The sequence below is a fragment of the Lysobacterales bacterium genome, assembly GCA_016703225.1.
GTDB lineage: Bacteria > Pseudomonadota > Gammaproteobacteria > Xanthomonadales > Ahniellaceae > JADKHK01.
The window spans coordinates 133672-149371 of sequence record JADJCM010000001.1 but is presented as its reverse complement, the minus strand read 5'-3'; the positions used below and the strand labels follow the sequence as shown (position 1 = coordinate 149371).

15 protein-coding genes are annotated in these 15700 nt (G+C 67.4%); 2 read left to right on the top strand and 13 right to left on the bottom strand.

Features of this window, described 5'->3' with window-relative positions:
- Positions 1-4 precede the first annotated feature (4 nt).
- The 9 genes from IPG63_00650 to IPG63_00610 all read right to left on the bottom strand — a co-directional run bounded on the left by IPG63_00650 (position 5) and on the right by IPG63_00610 (position 9568).
- Positions 5-1441 (bottom strand): peptidase, encoded by a 1437-nt coding sequence (locus IPG63_00650; GenBank protein MBK6725762.1) that lies wholly within the window; start codon positions 1439-1441, stop codon positions 5-7.
- 8 nt (positions 1442-1449) lie between these two features.
- On the bottom strand, positions 1450-1911 hold the full coding sequence (locus IPG63_00645) for a hypothetical protein (protein MBK6725761.1): 462 nt from the start codon (positions 1909-1911) through the stop codon (positions 1450-1452).
- 92 nt (positions 1912-2003) lie between these two features.
- A complete protein-coding gene (locus tag IPG63_00640; GenBank protein MBK6725760.1) occupies positions 2004-2753 on the bottom strand; it encodes a hypothetical protein in 750 nt (249 codons plus the stop codon).
- Between the two features lie 335 nt (positions 2754-3088).
- A complete protein-coding gene (locus IPG63_00635) occupies positions 3089-3409 on the bottom strand; it encodes a hypothetical protein (GenBank protein MBK6725759.1) in 321 nt (106 codons plus the stop codon).
- Between the two features lie 75 nt (positions 3410-3484).
- Entirely contained in the window at positions 3485-4438 is a 954-nt protein-coding gene (locus IPG63_00630; protein ID MBK6725758.1) for an isoaspartyl peptidase/L-asparaginase, read from the bottom strand.
- A 68-nt stretch (positions 4439-4506) separates the two neighbouring features.
- The gene (locus IPG63_00625) at positions 4507-5613 is read right to left on the bottom strand and encodes an NAD(P)/FAD-dependent oxidoreductase (protein ID MBK6725757.1); all 1107 of its coding nucleotides are present in this window, start codon (positions 5611-5613) and stop codon (positions 4507-4509) included.
- Positions 5614-5764: 151 nt separating this feature from the next.
- Entirely contained in the window at positions 5765-5974 is a 210-nt protein-coding gene (locus tag IPG63_00620; protein ID MBK6725756.1) for a S9 family peptidase, read from the bottom strand.
- Between the two features lie 166 nt (positions 5975-6140).
- The gene (locus IPG63_00615) at positions 6141-7055 is read right to left on the bottom strand and encodes a prohibitin family protein (protein MBK6725755.1); all 915 of its coding nucleotides are present in this window, start codon (positions 7053-7055) and stop codon (positions 6141-6143) included.
- A gap of 329 nt (positions 7056-7384) precedes the next feature.
- Positions 7385-9568, bottom strand: a complete 2184-nt coding sequence (locus IPG63_00610) for a S9 family peptidase (protein ID MBK6725754.1) — start codon at positions 9566-9568, stop codon at positions 7385-7387.
- Positions 9569-9751: 183 nt separating this feature from the next.
- On the opposite strand from IPG63_00610, the gene IPG63_00605 reads away from it, so the two are divergent.
- The gene (locus tag IPG63_00605) at positions 9752-10444 is read left to right on the top strand and encodes a YebC/PmpR family DNA-binding transcriptional regulator (protein ID MBK6725753.1); all 693 of its coding nucleotides are present in this window, start codon (positions 9752-9754) and stop codon (positions 10442-10444) included.
- A 63-nt stretch (positions 10445-10507) separates the two neighbouring features.
- Here the strand turns inward: IPG63_00605 and IPG63_00600 are convergent, their stop codons facing one another.
- The 3 genes from IPG63_00600 to IPG63_00590 all read right to left on the bottom strand — a co-directional run bounded on the left by IPG63_00600 (position 10508) and on the right by IPG63_00590 (position 13162).
- Positions 10508-10789: a zinc ribbon domain-containing protein gene (locus tag IPG63_00600; GenBank protein MBK6725752.1), complete on the bottom strand. Its 282-nt coding sequence runs from the start codon at positions 10787-10789 to the stop codon at positions 10508-10510.
- 44 nt (positions 10790-10833) lie between these two features.
- Positions 10834-11535 (bottom strand): ribonuclease T, encoded by a 702-nt coding sequence (gene rnt, locus IPG63_00595; protein MBK6725751.1) that lies wholly within the window; start codon positions 11533-11535, stop codon positions 10834-10836.
- Positions 11536-11791: 256 nt separating this feature from the next.
- Positions 11792-13162, bottom strand: a complete 1371-nt coding sequence (locus IPG63_00590) for a DEAD/DEAH box helicase (GenBank protein MBK6725750.1) — start codon at positions 13160-13162, stop codon at positions 11792-11794.
- Positions 13163-13520: 358 nt separating this feature from the next.
- On the opposite strand from IPG63_00590, the gene IPG63_00585 reads away from it, so the two are divergent.
- Positions 13521-14600, top strand: a complete 1080-nt coding sequence (locus IPG63_00585; protein MBK6725749.1) for a metal-dependent hydrolase — start codon at positions 13521-13523, stop codon at positions 14598-14600.
- A 103-nt stretch (positions 14601-14703) separates the two neighbouring features.
- Here IPG63_00585 and dusB read toward each other — a convergent pair whose 3' ends face one another.
- Complete coding sequence (gene dusB / locus IPG63_00580) at positions 14704-15693, bottom strand: tRNA dihydrouridine synthase DusB (protein ID MBK6725748.1); 990 nt, start codon at positions 15691-15693, stop codon at positions 14704-14706.
- Between the last annotated feature and the right edge of the window lie 7 nt (positions 15694-15700).

The window sequence follows — 15700 nt, the reverse complement described above, 5'->3', positions numbered from 1 at the left end:
CGGGTTACTCGAAGCCGTCGCCGAACAGCGCGTCCGGCGCCGCGATGTTCCAGCCGATGTCCTTGAACAGCGGGATGGTCAGGTCGACGTCGTCGAAGATGCTGGTGTTGAGCGCCGGTTCCATCAGCAGGTTCGGGAAGGTATCGACGGTCCAGTGCGACACCGATGAACCCGGCTGCACCGGGTTCGGCGCGTTCATGCGCACGTAACGGGTGCCGCCGCTGACCTGGGTACCGGCCAGCGTCGGCAGGTAGGTGAGGGTGCCGTTGACGGTGACCGGCAGCGCCAATTGCGCGCGGATGGCATTGCCGTCGGCCTGCGAGATGCCGAGCGAGGGAATGGTGACGGTGGGGTCGGAGCCGCCCATGCCGGGCAGGCCGCTGGCGGCGTTGTTGTCGATCACTGCCGCGATCGCCCCGGCGTTCTGCGCGTTCTTCACCTTGACCGTGAAGTTGCAGTTGCCGCGCACCATCAGCGCGATCTTGCCGGAGATTTGCGCGCCATTGGTCAAGGCCTCGCAGCCATCCAGCGTGGAAGCGCCAGCGCCGTCGGCAGCGGCGATGATTTCGCCGGGAAGCCCGCCGGCCGGTGCATACGAACCGAAGGCCGCGGCCTGGGCGGTCTTGTCGCCAACGATCGCCGCCGGCGCGGTGATGCGCAGGATCGGCGCGCCGAGCAGGAAGTTGCCCTGTTCCGCGGTCACGTTCGGGCCCTTCCAGATCAGGTTCGGGTCGCTGATTGCGGAAGCCTGGCGGGTGGCGTTGTCGGCCATGTTGAACCAGGTGGTGCCGCTCGTGGCATCGGCCAGGAAGGTGTCCCAGATCGCCGGCGTGCCGCTGAAGAAGGCGCCGGTGCTGGAGCTGGTGAAGGTCTGGAAGCCGAGCCCGTGTGCGAGTTCATGGAACACCACCGGCAGCAGCGGGATGTACCCGGCCGGCGTCGCGTCCGAGGCCGCGGTCGAGTAGTACCACCCGGTGGTGCCGGTCAGGCAGGTGCCGTTGTCGATGTCGACGTTGAACTGCGAGTTGATGTCGTTGGTGCCGGCGCCGTTGACGTCGCTGTTGGCGAGCGAGCTCGCCAGTGCGGGGCAATACCAGACGCCCGCCACCGGGGCATTCGTGAAGTCGGCGTGCACGGTGGTGGCGCCGGCCGAGCCGAGCGTGGCGCTGGTGCCGCTGCAGGTAAGCGGATTGAACGCCGCCTGCACGCGGATTTCGATATTGCTCTGCAGCAGCGCGCCCCACTGGTTGGCGGCGGTCTGGAACACGTGCAGACGCTGCGCACCGCGCGTGGTGAACGGATTGCTCGGCAGTGCTGCGACCGGCGTCGGGTCGTTGAAGCCTTCCCCGGCGCCGTCAAGGTTGACGATGGTGATGGTGGCGGCACCGACGGTGCTGCTGGCGAGGGCGGCGCATGCGCCGAGTGCGATCAGTCGTTTCATGGCGGCGCTCATCGGGTGGGGTCGTCATTGGCGGCGGCGGGGGCTTCCGGCGCTGCCGGTGCTGCCGGCGCTGGGTGCGAATGCGCGCCCGAGGCATGGGCTTCGACGTCATTGCACTCGGTCTGGATGCTGCCGTCGGCGGCGACCGTGGCCACCATCGCCACTTCGAAGCGGCCATTCAGGTGCGCCATCTTCGAGCCGTCCGGCATGCGGATCACCGCGACGCCGGCGTCGTCCTGGCGGAATGCGGGATCAGGAGTTTCTGCAGCCTGCTGCTGTTCTGCGGTCACTGGCGTCGAGCTCAGCGCGCCAGTTTCCGGGTCGATGTAGGCGCGCATGCCTTGTTCCGCCTTGGTTGCGGTCGGCTCTGCCGCCTTCGCGGGCGTCGATGACTCGGGTTCGGTGGCGGCGACGGACCAGCTCGCGGCGCAGGCCAGCACGAGGCACAGCGTCTTTCGGGAAGTGTTCACTTGGGAGTCCTCTGGGCAAGCGGCAACCCGCCGCAGGGCGCGAGGGTAGCGCCGTAGCAGCTCGGCCACCAATGCCACCACCCTGACCGGCGTCAGGGCGCGGTCTCGAAACCGTCCGCGAACAGCCGCGCCTGCGATTCGTAGGCACCAATGTCGTAGAACGCGCCGTTGAGGCGGGGCAGACCCGAAAGATCGAGTGCAGGCAGCGGCAGGCCGCTGCCGCCGTGATCGTTGATGGTCAGGACGGCGCCACAGTAAGCGCTGTCGCACTGGTTGTCGCGGATCAGGCTGTTGCTCAGCACGAACCTGCCACCGTCGCTGCCGCCATCCATGCCGCCGCCGATCGTGCCGGTGTTCGAGTGGACCACCAAGCGCTCGACCAAGACATCTCTGGCATAACCCGCGCCGCCGCCGACTTGCAGTCCGCCCGCGCCGCTGCTGCTTACGCCATTGCGCACGGTGAAGTTGCGCAGCGTGAAATTGCCGGCGCCGGCAAAGCCATAGACAAGCAGGACCCTCCGTACGTTGCTGCCGTCGAGCGTGGTCAGTGTCGGGTCGTCGATGCGCGCCCCGCACGTGCCGGGACCTCCGCCAAGTTGCCAGCCGCCCTCGACGACCAGCGCGTTCGCCTCGCTGGACGAGTAGGCGAACGCAACCGCGTTCATCGTCGCGTTGTAAGTCCCGGCACGGACGCGGATCAGATCGTCTTCGCCGTTGCCGCTGGCCGCATTCAGCGCAGCGCGAAGTTCGTCGCCGGTGCCGACGCAGAAGGTGGCGGCGGCCGCCTCCGCCAGCGGCAACAACGGCGTCAATGACAAGTACAGACGGCATTGGATCGGCAAGTCGGCGACTCCGCAGTGAGGGTTCTGATCTCAACGCGGATCGGTGCTCGAACCGAACGCGATGGCGTCCGCCTCAGGGCTTGCGGCAGCGGCCGTCCACGCAGTCGTGGCCATCGGCGCAGTCGGTCGGGCCGTTGCAGGTTGCGCGGCAGCTGCCCATCGAACAACGGTAGGGGCTGCGGCTCGCCGGCTGGCCGCCAGCCGATTCGACGGTAAAGGCGTCGGCGCAGTGGTAGGTCGCGACCACGCACTGGGGCGTCTTCTGGTCGCAGACCGCGCCCGGCGCACATTCCGCGGTCAGCTGGCAGCTGGCGCGGCACAGCGTGGTGCCGGGTTCACAGCCGAAGGGGTAGCAGGGCACGCGGAAGGCGGGCTGGCATTGCTTGCGCGCGTCGCCGACCGAGAATCGTCTGCACGCCGGTCTTGCACTCGACGGCGCAGATGCCGCCACTGTCCGTACCATCATCTACCGCCGCGGCGGCCAGCGAAAGGCGCTTCACCGGGACGGTGGTGGACGCGGGTCGTGCCGGCGCCGCGGTCTGCGCGAGCGTGATCGACTGCATCGCTGGCGCGGCGTCGCGTTCGGAGGCGAGCGCGCTGCCCGCCAAGTTGAGGAGCAGCAGTGCGGGAGCCAGAGCGAAACCGAGACGGTTCATGACGGCCTCTGCGGGCGCGGCGACACGATGCGTGCCGGGGCCGAGTCTATGCCGGACCCGGCACCGGTCAAGCGCTCAGGCAGGTTCAGCGTCGCGGTAGATGCCGACGCGGATGGCGTCGCCTTCGAGCCAGGCGCGGTACATGCCGGGCGAGTTGAACGGCAGCACGGTGCGACCTTCGCGGTCGATCGCGATCAGGCCACCGCTGCCCCCGAAGTGCACGACCTTGTCCAGCACAGCAGCGGCTGCTTCGGAGAGCGGCTGACCGCGATAGATCAGGCGCGCGTGCAAGTCGTGCGCGAGCACGGCGCGGATGAAGGCTTCGCCATGGCCGGTCGCCGATACTGCGCAACTGTCGTCGTCGGCGAAGGTGCCGGCGCCGATCAGCGGTGCGTCGCCGACGCGGCCGACGTGCTTGTTGGTCATGCCTCCGGTGGAGGTCGCTGCGGCGAGGTGGCCTTGCCGATCACGCGCGACGGCGCCGACGGTGCCGCTCTTGCGCGCGATGAGGTCGTAGCGTTCATCGTGGTCGAGGCTGATGCGGTTCTCGCGCTGCGCCTCGCGCAATTGCGCGAGGCGGATCGGCACGATCAGCGCTGCCGGATCGCAGACCTCAAGACCCTGCTCCCGCGCGAATCGTTGCGCGCCATCGCCGGCCAGCAGCACGTGGCGGCCATCGCGGCGTACGGCATCGGCAACGCGCACCGGATTGTGCAGTCCGCGCGTGGCGCACACCGCACCGGCCGAGCGGTCGCGGCCATCCATGATCGCGGCGTCGAGTTCGACCTCGCCGTCGGCATTCAGCACCGCGCCGTAGCCGGCGTTGAAGAACTCGGCGTCCTCCAGTTCGGCGACCGCCTGGCCGACCACCGCAACGGCCGAGGCGCCGCCGCGCAGCGCGGCGCAGGCGTGCGCCGCGATCGACCGCAACGTGCGCGCGACCTCGATCCGACGCGCCTCGGGAAACGAGTTCGGGTCCAGCACGCCGGCGCCACCGTGCAGGGCAAATCGGATAATCGAATCGGTCATGGCGCAACGCCGCGAAAGGGGCGCGCATCGTCGCGGGCGCGGCGGCGCGGTGCAAGCGGCGTCGCGCTTCAAGCCAGCAGGGAGGCCACCCGCTCGCCGATCGCGAGGCTGGAGGTGAGGCCGGGCGACTCGATGCCGAACAGGTTGACCAGATTCGCGATGCCGTGGCTGGTGGCGTCCTGGAGCACGAAGTCGCCGCTGGGTTCGCCGGGGCCGACGAGCTTGGGGCGCACACCGACGAAGTCGGGTTCGAGTTGATCGTCGCGGAGCTGCGGCCACCAGCGCTGGATTGAGTCTGCGAAAGCGCCGCGCTGGGTGTCGTCGAAGTGGTAGTCGGGTGCATCGATCCAGCGCGTATCCGGGCCGAAGTGCACGTGCCCGCCGCGATCGAAGCCGAGATGCACGCCGAGCCCGGCCGCCTGCGGCACCGGATAGATCAGGCGCGAGCATGGCGCCCGTCCGCGCAGGCGGTAGTAGTGGCCGGAGGCGTAGTGCTGCTGCGGGACGTGCTCCGGTGCGAGCGCGTCGATTGCGTGCGCGACGTGCGTGGCGCGAAGCCCGGCGGCATTGACCAGGCGCCGGCAGCGCACGCGGTCGCCGCCTTCGACCTCGACGCTGAACACGCCATCCGCGCAGTGCACCGCAGTCACCGGCATCGAGCAGGCCACACGGCCACCGAGTTGCTCGATCTCGCCGACCAGCGCCATCACGTATTCCGGCACGTCGAGGATGCCGGACTCGGCCGATTCGATCGCGGCGGTGCACTGCAGCGCCGGTTCCAGCCGCGTCGCATCGGCGGCCTCCAGATAGCGCAGGCCCTCGACGCCATTGGCCTCGGCGCGTGCGAGCACGCCGCGAAGCGATTCGGCTTCGAGCCAGTCACTCGCGACCACGAGCTTGCCGAGCTTGCGATGACTGACGCCGCGGCGCGCGCAGAACTCGTACAGCAGCCGCCGCCCACGCACGCAAAGCGTCGCCTTGAGCGAGCCGAGCGCGTAGTACAGGCCGGCATGGATCACACCGGAGTTGCGACTGGAAATGCCCTCGCCGGCGCGCGCCTCCGCCTCCAGCACGAACACCTCGCGCCCTGCTCGCGCCAGCGCACGCGCCACCGCCAGCCCGACCACGCCGGCGCCGATGACGATGCTGTCGATGTCCACCGCTGGTGTGTTCATGCGGCGAGCTTATCGCGGCTGCCACGGCAGGGGCGGCTGCCGTGGCCGTTCTGGGGCGAGCATCTTGAGCCATGGGGAGCGCATCGCGACCCGCGGGTCGCTCCAGCAACCGCATTGGCGGGTGTCGCTGTGCGGCGACGCCCGCCTGCCCTCAGTGGGTCTCGATGTGCAAGGTCTTCGCGAGGAACGCATAGATGTCGGCGTATTCCTCGATGATCATCGTGGTCGGCTTGCCGGCACCATGACCCGCGCGGGTCTCGATGCGGATCAGGGCCGCGTTGCCGTCCGGATTCGCGGCCTGCATCGCTGCGGCGAACTTGAAACTGTGCGCCGGGAACACGCGATCATCGCGCTCTGCCATCAACCCCAGGCGGATGGGGGCCGCGAGCGCAACGCGGACGAAGGATCCGAATGCCTACCGATCTTGCCGGTAGGAGCGACCGGGGTCGCTCCGTCGCACGATTGGCGTTGATCGCGTTGGCGAGCGGTCGTCGCGAATACGCCGCATCGAAATTCGATGTGCAGGCCTACTTTCTGGTCTCCGGATTGAAGAACGGAATCGGCGCGCCGGCGTAGATCGCGGTCGGCAGGGCACCATCCCATTTTTCGGCCTTGATGCGCTCGACCTCGATGCGGCGCAGCTCGAGTACGTCCTTGTTCTCGGCCAGGGCGGCGTTCTGAACCTTGAGCGCGTCGGCCTGGGCGGTGGCGAGCTTGAGGTTCGCATAGGCCTGGCCATCGGCCTGTGCCTTCAGCGCCGCCGCCTCGGCCTCCGCGATCGCGACCTTCTGCTTCTGCTCGGCTTGCACGGTCAGCAGCTTGTTCTCGGCGGCGAGGCGCAGCTGCTCCTGGGTGACCTTCTGCGAGATCGCCGCCATGTAGTCGGGCGAGAACGCGAAGTTGCGCATGTCGACATTGATCACCTGGGCGCCGTACTGCGCGAGCTTGAGGCGCAGGCCCTCGACGATGTCGGCCGAAACCTGGCTGCGCTTCGCGATCAGGTCGGGCGCGGTGTATCTCGCGGTGACCGCCTTGAACACTTCCTGCGTCGCCGTCTGCACATACGACGACAGGTCGCCGTCGCGGCTGTACTTCTCGAACACCTCGGCGACCTTGTCGACCTGGATCGAATAACGCACGGTCAGCGACACCTTCACCGGCTGCGTGTCCTTGGTGCTGCCATCCGCATCTTCGACCGCGGCCTGCTCGGCGCGGATGTTGAAGATGCTCAGCTTCTGCCAAGGCCACAGCAGCATGAAGCCTTCCGACTTGATATCGCCGATCGCGCCGCCGATGGTGACGACGCCACGATGACCGGTCGGCACCGTGCGCAGCGGCCACAGCCAGCTGATGAGCATCAGCACCACCACGGCCACGATAGCGTCGCGCAGGATCACGCCCGCGCGCGGCTTGTCCTGCGCATCGATATATCGCCCGCTCATTGCCTTCTCCGTCTGGTGAAAGCGTCAGTCTAGCTCGCGCCGCGGTGATGTCTTCGCGTTGACATGCAAACCGCGATGTAGGAGCGACCCCGGTCGCGACCTATGACGCCGCTGCCTGCGGTCGTCGCGAACGCGCCGAATCGCGAACATCGATGGCGCCGCGTCCACGGTCGCGACCGGGGTCGCTCCTACGCCGCACGATGGAATTGCATCGTGGTGATGGGGGGCGAACACACCGCATCGCGACCATCGACGGTATTGCGTCAACGGTCGCGACCGGGGTCGCTCCTACGTCGCAGGATGAGATGTCATCGCGGCGACGCCCGCGCTCAGCGGATCTCGATGTGCAGCGTCTTCGCCAGGAACGCGTAGATGTCGGCGTATTCCTCGATGATCTTCGTGGTCGGCTTGCCGGCACCATGACCCGCGCGCGTCTCGATGCGGATCAGGGCCGGGTTGCCGTCCGGGTTCGTCGCCTGCATCGCCGCGGCGAACTTGAAGCTGTGCGCCGGGAACACGCGATCATCGCGCTCTGCGGTCGTGATCAGGGTCGGCGGATACTTGCTGCCGGGTTTGATGTTGTGCAGCGGCGAATAGGCATGGATGGCCTTGAACTCGGTGGCGTCCTTGACCGTGCCGTAGTCCGATTCCCAGGCCCAGCCGATGGTGAACTCGCGGAAGCGCAGCATGTCGAGCACGCCGACCGCAGGCAGGGCGGCGCCGAACAGTTCCGGGCGCTGCAGCAGGGTCGCGCCGACCAGCAGGCCGCCATTGCTGCGACCGGAGATCGCGAGCTTGGCCGGCTGCGTCACCTTGTCGGCGATCAGGTATTCGGCACCGGCGGCGAAGTCGTCGAACACGTTCTGCTTGTTTGTCTTCATGCCGGCCTCGTGCCAGGAGCGGCCGTATTCGGAGCCGCCGCGCAGGTTCGCGACCGCGTAGACGCCGCCCATGTCTAACCACTGGATGATGGCCGGGCTGAACTTCGGCGTCACCGCAATGTTGAAGCCGCCGTAGCCGTACAGGATGGTCGGGTTGTTGCCATCGCGCGCGAAACCCTTCTTGGCGGTGATGAACATCGGCACCTTGGTGCCGTCCTTGCTCGGGTAGAACACCTGGGTGGTTTCATAGGCGTTGACATCGAACTTCACCGACGGCGCCTTGAACAGGGTGGTCTCGCCGGTGGTCGCGTCGAGGCGATAGACCGAGTCCGGCACCGCCCAGCTGCCGAACGCGAAGAAGGTCTCCTTGTCCTCGACCGCGCCATCGAAGCCGGTGGCGGTGCCGAGGCCGGGCAGGGTGATGCTGCGCAATTCCTTGCCGGCGGCGTCGAACATCTTCACTTCCGAACGCGCGTCGCGCAGGTAGTTCGCGATGAACTGGCCATGCACGTGCGAGACCTGCAGCAGCAGCGCGTCGTTCTCGGCGATCACCGTCTTCCACTTGTCCTTGGCCGGGTTGGCGGTGTCGACGGCGAGCAGACGATTGCGTTCGGCGCCATCGTCGCTGAGGAAGTACAGCACGCTGCCATCGTTGCCGACAAAGTCGTAGGCGGCGACCAGGTCCTCGATCAGTGCCACGACCAAGCCATCCGCCTTCGCGAGGTCCTTGTAGAACACGCGATTGCGCACGTCGGTGCCCTGCGAGCCGTTGATGATCAGGAACGCGCCGTCATCCGACACCGTGGCGCTGAAGCCCCAGTCCGGCTGGTCCGGGCGCTCGTAGACCAGCGTGTCGTCGGCTTGCGGCTTGCCGATCGTGTGCAGGAACAGCTTCTGGTTCTTGTTGACGGCCTTGAGCGGGTCCTCGCCTTCCGGTGCATCGAAGCGGCTGTAGAAGATGCCGCTCGAGTCTTTGGTCCAGGCGATGTTGGTGAACTTCGCCCAGCGGATCTCGTCGTCGAGGTCCTGGCCGGTCTCGACATTGCGCACCTTGATCGTGCGCCAGTCGGAACCGCCGTCGGAGAGCGAATACGCATAGAGCTTGCCGTCGGGGCTGACCGCGGATTCGCTGAGTGCGATCGTGCCATCGGCCGACAGCGTGTTCGGGTCGATCATCAGGCGCGGCTCGCCGTCGAGCGTGTCCTGCACATACACCGGCGACTGGTTCTGCAGGCCGTCGTTGCGGGTGAAGAAATACTTGCCGCCGTGCACTTTCGGGGTGCCGAAGCGCTCGTAGTCCCAGAGCGCGGTCATGCGCGTCTTCAGCTGTTCGCGGTTGGGCACATCGCTGATGAAATCGGCGACCAGCTGGTTCTCGGCCGCGATCCACGGCTGCAATTCGGGGTCGTCGAGGTTCTCCATCCAGCGATAGGGATCGGACACCTGGGTGCCGTGGTAGTCGTCGACCTGTTCGACCGTGCGTGCGACCGGATAGGTCAGCTTGGCCGGCGCCGCAGCTGCCGCAACCGGCGCCGGCGTTGCCGTCTCGGCTTCCTTGGAACCGCCGCAGGCGGCAAGGGTCGCGGCCAGCGCGACCGCGAGGGCGGCAGTGATGGGGGAACGCTTGAACATCGGGAATCTCCAGCAAAGAGGCGCGCAGGGTACGGAATTCCACCGCTGCTGCCAGTGAGGCTGGGACGGGGCGACGGGTTTCGTGGTCGGGGCGGGCAGCAAGAACCGGCCACGACCGCGGCGCGGGAGAAATCCGTCGCGAACGTTTAGAATTCGCGCCCTCGCAATTCAGGATCGGCGGCAATGGGCAAGAAGTGGAAGGAGAAGGGCAAGGAACTGGTCGCGAATGCCAGGGGCAGTCTGTTCACCAAGCTGTCCCGCGAAATCACGGTCGCGGCGCGCGCTGGGGCCGACCCCTCGACGAATTCGCGTTTGCGTCTCGCGGTCGAACAGGCGCGCAAGCTGTCGATGCCGCGCGACACGGTTGAGCGTGCGATCAAGAAGGGCGCCGGCCTGCTCGACGGCGGGGCACAGTACGAGAAGCTGACCTACGAAGGCTTCGCACCGCACCGCGTGCCGGTCATCGTCGAGTGCCTGACCGACAACCCGAACCGCGCCGCCTCGGCGATCCGCGTGCTGTTCCGCAAGGGCCAGCTCGGCAGTTCGGGCTCGGTGAGCTGGGACTTCGATCACCTCGGCATGATCGAGGCCGAGGCCGCCGCTGCGAATGCCGACGCCGAAACGGCCGCGATCGAGGCCGGCGCCCAGGATGTCGAGATCGACGATGGCGTCACTTTCTACACCGACCCGACCGACCTCGATGCCGTGAGTCGCGCATTGCCGAACTTCGGCTACACCGTGCAGAAGGCCTACCTCGGCTACCGCGCCAAGAACCCGGTCAGCGTCGAAGGCGCAGAACTCGATGAGGTCGAAGCCTTCCTGCGCGCGCTCGACGACGACGACGAAGTGCAGACGGTCTACGCCGGGCTGGCTTGAGGCCATAGCGTCAACGCGCATGCAAGTGGTGGGCGCGCTTTCGCTCTCGTGGAGCGCGCCGTCTCAATCGCCCGAAATCGTGTCCGGGCCCTCGCCTGCGGTCTTTTCGTACTTGCCTTTCTCGACCTTGCGGTACTGGGTGAAGCCGCGTTTCGAGAAGTGGCTTTCGCGCAGGTGATGCGTGCCGCCGACGATGACGGCGCTCGCCGAGATCACGCGGCGTATCGGTTGCTTGCAGGTCGGGCAGTGGGTGAGTGCGTCTTCAGCGAGCTTCTGCACGATCTCGAAGCTCGGCGCGCAGTCGGAGCAGCCGAGGGTGACGGGCGCGTATTCGTAGGTCGGCATGGCGGATCTCCTCGGCGCCGATATGGGCGCGCGCTCGGCGCGGGTCAAGGCTCTTCGAGCGTGGCCGCGGCGATGTCGGCTTCGGCGTCGGGCGGCAGCGCGGCCATCGGCGTCGCGTCCGGCGCGACATCGACGAAATACTTCCAGCGGTTCACGATCAGGCAGAACAAGTCGGCCGTGGTCTCGGCGTCGTAAACGGCCGAGTGCGCCTCGTCGCTGTTCCAGTTCAGGCCCGCGGCCTGCACCGCGCGACTGAGCACGGTCTGGCCGAGCGCGAGGCCGCCGAGCGTGACCGTGTCGAAGCACGAGAACGGATGGAACGGGCTGCGCTTGTGGCCGGTGCGCTTGATTGCCGCATTGACGAAGCCGAGATCGAAATGGGCGTTGTGGCCGACCAGCACCGCGCGCGTGCAGTCGGTGGCCTTCATCAGTTTGCGCAGCGGCTGGAAGATGTGGTCGAGCGCGACTTTCTCGTCGAGCGCGGCGCGGAACGGATGGGTCGGGTCGATGCCGGTGATTTCGAGTGCGCGCGGATCGATGTTCGCGCCCGGAAACGGCACGACGTGGGTCGATACGGTTTCAGCGCGCACGACCTCGCCGTTCTCGTTCATCAGGATCGGCACCGCCGCGATCTCGAGCAGGGCGTCGCGCTCCGAGTCGAAGCCGCCGGTCTCGACATCGACGACCACCGGCAGAAAACCGCGGAAGCGCTCGGCGAGACGCGCGTTGAACTTGGTCAGGGGCATGGGGGCAGGATAACAGCGAGCGGTTGCGTGAATCGTCGGGGCGCGTGGCTGCGATCTGCGCTGAGGGAACCCCGAATCGGGCGGCCACGGGGGGCCGCCCCTACAGGGTCGCGGTGAATGGGGTCACCGGAGTGGGTATGCGCGATGCATGATTTGTAGGGGCGACCCCCGTGGTCGCCCTGGTCGGTTCTCGCGGTGCACGATTCGTAGGGGCGACCCTCCGTGGTCGCCCTGGTCGGTTCTCGCGCCGCCTGTGTCAGGCCCGCGACGTCCAACCCGACCGGCTGCCACCACCGCTATTGCCGCGGCTGGCGCCGCCCTGGTTGCGACGCTGGCCGGGCTTGGCGCCGGTGCTGCTGGGCTTGGCGTGATGCGGACGATGCGCGCCGGCCTTGCTGCCGCCGGGACGCTGGCCGTCGCGAGACGGACGCTGGCCACCGCGATTGCCCATGATCGGGCGCGGGCCGCCGGCGTCGATGCGCAGCGGACCGGAAGGCGCGTAGCCAGCGAAATTCGTGATGGTGATTTCCTGCTTGATCGCGCGCTGGATGTCATGCAGCAGGCCGGACTCGTCGTGCGACACGAGCGACACCGCCTGGCCGGTTTCGCCGGCGCGGCCGGTGCGACCGATGCGATGCACGTAGTCCTCGGCGACCATCGGCAGATCGAAGTTGATCACCACCGGCAGCTGCGGGATATCGAGCCCGCGCGCAGCGATGTCGGTCGCGACCAGCACCGTCACGCGACCGGACTTGAAGTCGGCCAGGGCCTTGGTGCGCGCACCCTGGCTCTTGTTGCCGTGGATCGCGGCGGAACGGAAACCGGCCGCGTCGAGCGATTCGGCGAGCTTGTTGGCGCCGTGCTTGGTGCGCGCGAACACCAGCGTCTGCCGGCGCGAATCCTGGGCCATGAAGTCGATCAGCAGGTTGCGTTTGCGGCTGGCGTCGACCGGATGCACGATGTGCTGGATGGTCTCGGCGATGGTGTTGCGCGGCGTCACCGACACTTCCTTGGGGCTGCGCTGGAACTGGCCGGCGAGCTGCTTGATCTCGTCCGAGAAGGTGGCCGAGAACATCAGCGTCTGGCGCTGCTGCGGCAGCGCCTGCACCACGCGCTTGAGCGCCGGCAGGAAGCCCATGTCGAGCATGCGGTCGGCTTCGTCGAGCACCAGCACTTCGATTTCGCGCAGGTCGACGGTGCGCTGCTGCATATGGTCGATCAGGCGACCCGGAGTCGCGATCAACACGTCCATGCCACGACGCAAGGCATCGACCTGCGGCTGCATGCCGACACCGCCGAAGATGGTCGCCGAGCGCAGCGGCACATGCGCGCCGTACTGCTTGAAGCTGTCGTGCACCTGCGCCGCGAGTTCGCGCGTCGGCGTCAGCACCAGCACGCGCGGGGCGCGGCCGGCATGGCGCGGGGCACCTTCGGGGAACAGACGACTGAGGATCGGCAGTGCGAAGCCGCCGGTCTTGCCGGTACCGGTTTGCGCCGCAGCGAGCAGGTCGTTGCCGGCCATGACCAGCGGAATCGCCTGGACCTGAACCGGAGTGGGGGTGTCGTGGCCGAGCGTGACGAGCGCACGCAGGACTGCGGGCGTGAGCCCGAGGGAAGAAAAGGACATGGTGTGGCTCCAGAAGAAAAACCCGGAGCGTTCCCAAAAACCGCGCTACGAGACAGGGCGCTTGCGCGCTGGTGGTCTGCTGCCCGATGGCTCTCGAACTTCAATCGCTATGCGACGGAGTGATACGAGCACTGGGAATTCGTGCGGCAGATGATTTCGCGGCGGAGTCTGGCGGCTGGCTCTGGGCAAGTAAAGCCAATCCTCGTGCAAGCTGAATCGCCGTTCACGCTTGCCCGTGGCATGCTGCCCGGACAGTGAGGCTGCGGCGCGGAGTGCGTTCGAGGATGTTGCGAGGCGATGATGGTGCGCGATTGCCCTGTCCAGCGTACGCGATTGCCAGTCGGGCCGAGTAGCGCGCGTGGATTCCCTTTCGCAAATCGTGCTCGGCGCTGCCTGCGTGGCGGCGGTGGCGCCGGCTGCACAACGGCGGCGGGCATTGGTAGTGGGCGCCGCGCTGGGCACGCTGCCGGACCTGGATGTGCTGCCGCTGCTGTTCGTGCGTGACCCGATCCAGTTCCTGACCTGGCATCGCAGCTTCAGCCATTCGCTGCTGGTGTTGCCGCTGCTCGGGTGCTGGTTGTGGTGGCTGGCGCAGCGGCGCTGGTCGTGGGCGGGCGGCGAGCGCTGGCGGTGGTTCGCGGGTTTTCAGTTGGCGCTGATCACGCACCCGCTGCTGGATGCGCACACGGTCTATGGCACGCAGTTGTTCTGGCCGTTGCCGGGCGAGCCGGTGATGTGGTCGACGGTGTTCATCATCGACCCGCTCTACACCCTGCCACTGCTGGTCGGTGCCGTTTGTGCGTGGCGCTGGCGCGAGCGTGCCGCGGCCTTGCGTGCGGTGCAGATCGGCCTGGTGCCCTCGACGGCGTATCTGGGCTGGTCATGGGTCGCGAAGTGGCGGGTCGAGCACCAATTGGTGCCGATGCTGGAACGTATCGGGCTCGAGCACGATCCGCTGCTGACCGTGCCGACGCCGTTCAATACGCTCGGCTGGCGCGTGGTGGTGATGCGCGACGATGGCTACTTTGAGGGCTTCGCCAGCGCGCTCTATCCGGATCGTCCGATCACGCTGAGATTTCACGCGAGACACGGCGAATTTGCGCGACGCTTCGAGCGGCTCCCGGCCGTGGTCCGGATGAAGTGGTTTACCCGCGGCTTCTTCCACATCGAGCAGCGGGCCAGCGCCGCCGTGCTGACCGACCTGCGCATGGGCATGGCGCCGGACTACTTCTTCTCGTTCCTGATCGCACGCGACAACGGCACGCGCTGGACCACGGTGCACCCGGCCGAGCAACTGCCGCGGCCGCGCGCCGACGAAGCATCGCTGGCGCGCGTCCAACATTCGGTGTTGCAGGCGTTCGAGCCGGTCAATGCGGTGGTCGAGGCGATAGAGGCGGCGGAAGAAGGCAAGCCTTCGCGGGTCCTCCGTTCGCCCTGAGCCTGTCGAAGGGCGGTTGTGCGGGTCCTCGGTCCCGCGGTCTCGAGGCACCGGCCTTCGACAAGCTCAGGCCGAACGGAATCAGTCGCGGACCGAGTCCCAGTCAGGCGGCTCGCGGCAGGCCTTGATCGGCGAGGCGGTCGAAATATTCCGCGGTCAGGCGACGCTGGTCGGCGGCGGTTTCGGCGCGCACTGCGACCTGGCGGAAGGCTTCGTGCTCGGCACGATCACGCGCGTACCAGCCGAGGTGCTTGCGCGCGATGCGTACGCCCTGCAACTCGCCATAGAACGCGTACAACTCGTCAAGGTGACCGAGCAGCACGTCGCGCACCTCAGTCGGCGTCGGTTCCGGCAGGAGTTCACCGGTCGCGAGGTAATGCGCGATCTCGCGGAAGATCCATGGCCGCCCTTGCGCGGCGCGACCGATCAGCAGGCCATCGCAGCCGGTGTGCGCGAGCACCTGCTTCGCCTTCTCGGGCGAGTCGATGTCGCCATTGGCCGAGACCGGGATCGACACTGCCTGCTTGATCGCGCGGATGGTCTCGTACTCGGCCTCGCCCCGGTACAGGTCCGCGCGCGTGCGGCCATGCACGGCGAGTGCGGCGATGCCACTGGCTTCCGCGATCTTCGCGATGGTCACGCCATTGCGATGCGCGCGATCCCAGCCGGTGCGGATCTTGAGCGTCACCGGCACCGCCACCGCGCGCGCCACCGCCGCGCAGATGCGTGCGACCAGATCTTCGTCCTGCAGCAGGGCGGACCCCGACCAGACATTGCAGACCTTCTTGGCCGGGCAACCCATGTTGATGTCGATGATCGCGGCGCCGTGGTCGACATTGAAACGCGCCGCATCGGCGAGCATCTGCGGGTCGTAACCGGCGATCTGTACCGCGATCGGCGCCGGTTCGTCGACGTGGTCCATGCGCAGCCGAGATTTGCGCGTATGCCAGAGCTTGGGGTCGGCGTGCGTCATCTCCGACACGGCGAGCCCGGCGCCGAAGCGCTTGCACAGTTGCCGGAACGGCTTGTCGGTCACGCCCGCCATCGGCGCGAGGATCAAATTCGGTTCGATGGCGTGCGGGCCGATGTGCATGGCCGGA

Coding starts and splice junctions, on each gene's coding strand:
- IPG63_00650 (MBK6725762.1), bottom strand. CDS start 1,441: ATGAAACGACTGATCGCACTCGGCGCATGCGCCGCCCTCGCCAGCAGC.
- IPG63_00635 (MBK6725759.1), bottom strand. CDS start 3,409: ATGAACCGTCTCGGTTTCGCTCTGGCTCCCGCACTGCTGCTCCTCAAC.
- IPG63_00630 (MBK6725758.1), bottom strand. CDS start 4,438: ATGACCGATTCGATTATCCGATTTGCCCTGCACGGTGGCGCCGGCGTG.
- IPG63_00625 (MBK6725757.1), bottom strand. CDS start 5,613: ATGAACACACCAGCGGTGGACATCGACAGCATCGTCATCGGCGCCGGC.
- IPG63_00620 (MBK6725756.1), bottom strand. CDS start 5,974: ATGGCAGAGCGCGATGATCGCGTGTTCCCGGCGCACAGTTTCAAGTTC.
- IPG63_00615 (MBK6725755.1), bottom strand. CDS start 7,055: ATGAGCGGGCGATATATCGATGCGCAGGACAAGCCGCGCGCGGGCGTG.
- IPG63_00610 (MBK6725754.1), bottom strand. CDS start 9,568: ATGTTCAAGCGTTCCCCCATCACTGCCGCCCTCGCGGTCGCGCTGGCC.
- IPG63_00605 (MBK6725753.1), top strand. CDS start 9,752: ATGGGCAAGAAGTGGAAGGAGAAGGGCAAGGAACTGGTCGCGAATGCC.
- IPG63_00600 (MBK6725752.1), bottom strand. CDS start 10,789: ATGCCGACCTACGAATACGCGCCCGTCACCCTCGGCTGCTCCGACTGC.
- rnt (MBK6725751.1), bottom strand. CDS start 11,535: ATGCCCCTGACCAAGTTCAACGCGCGTCTCGCCGAGCGCTTCCGCGGT.
- IPG63_00590 (MBK6725750.1), bottom strand. CDS start 13,162: ATGTCCTTTTCTTCCCTCGGGCTCACGCCCGCAGTCCTGCGTGCGCTC.
- dusB (MBK6725748.1), bottom strand. CDS start 15,693: ATGCACATCGGCCCGCACGCCATCGAACCGAATTTGATCCTCGCGCCG.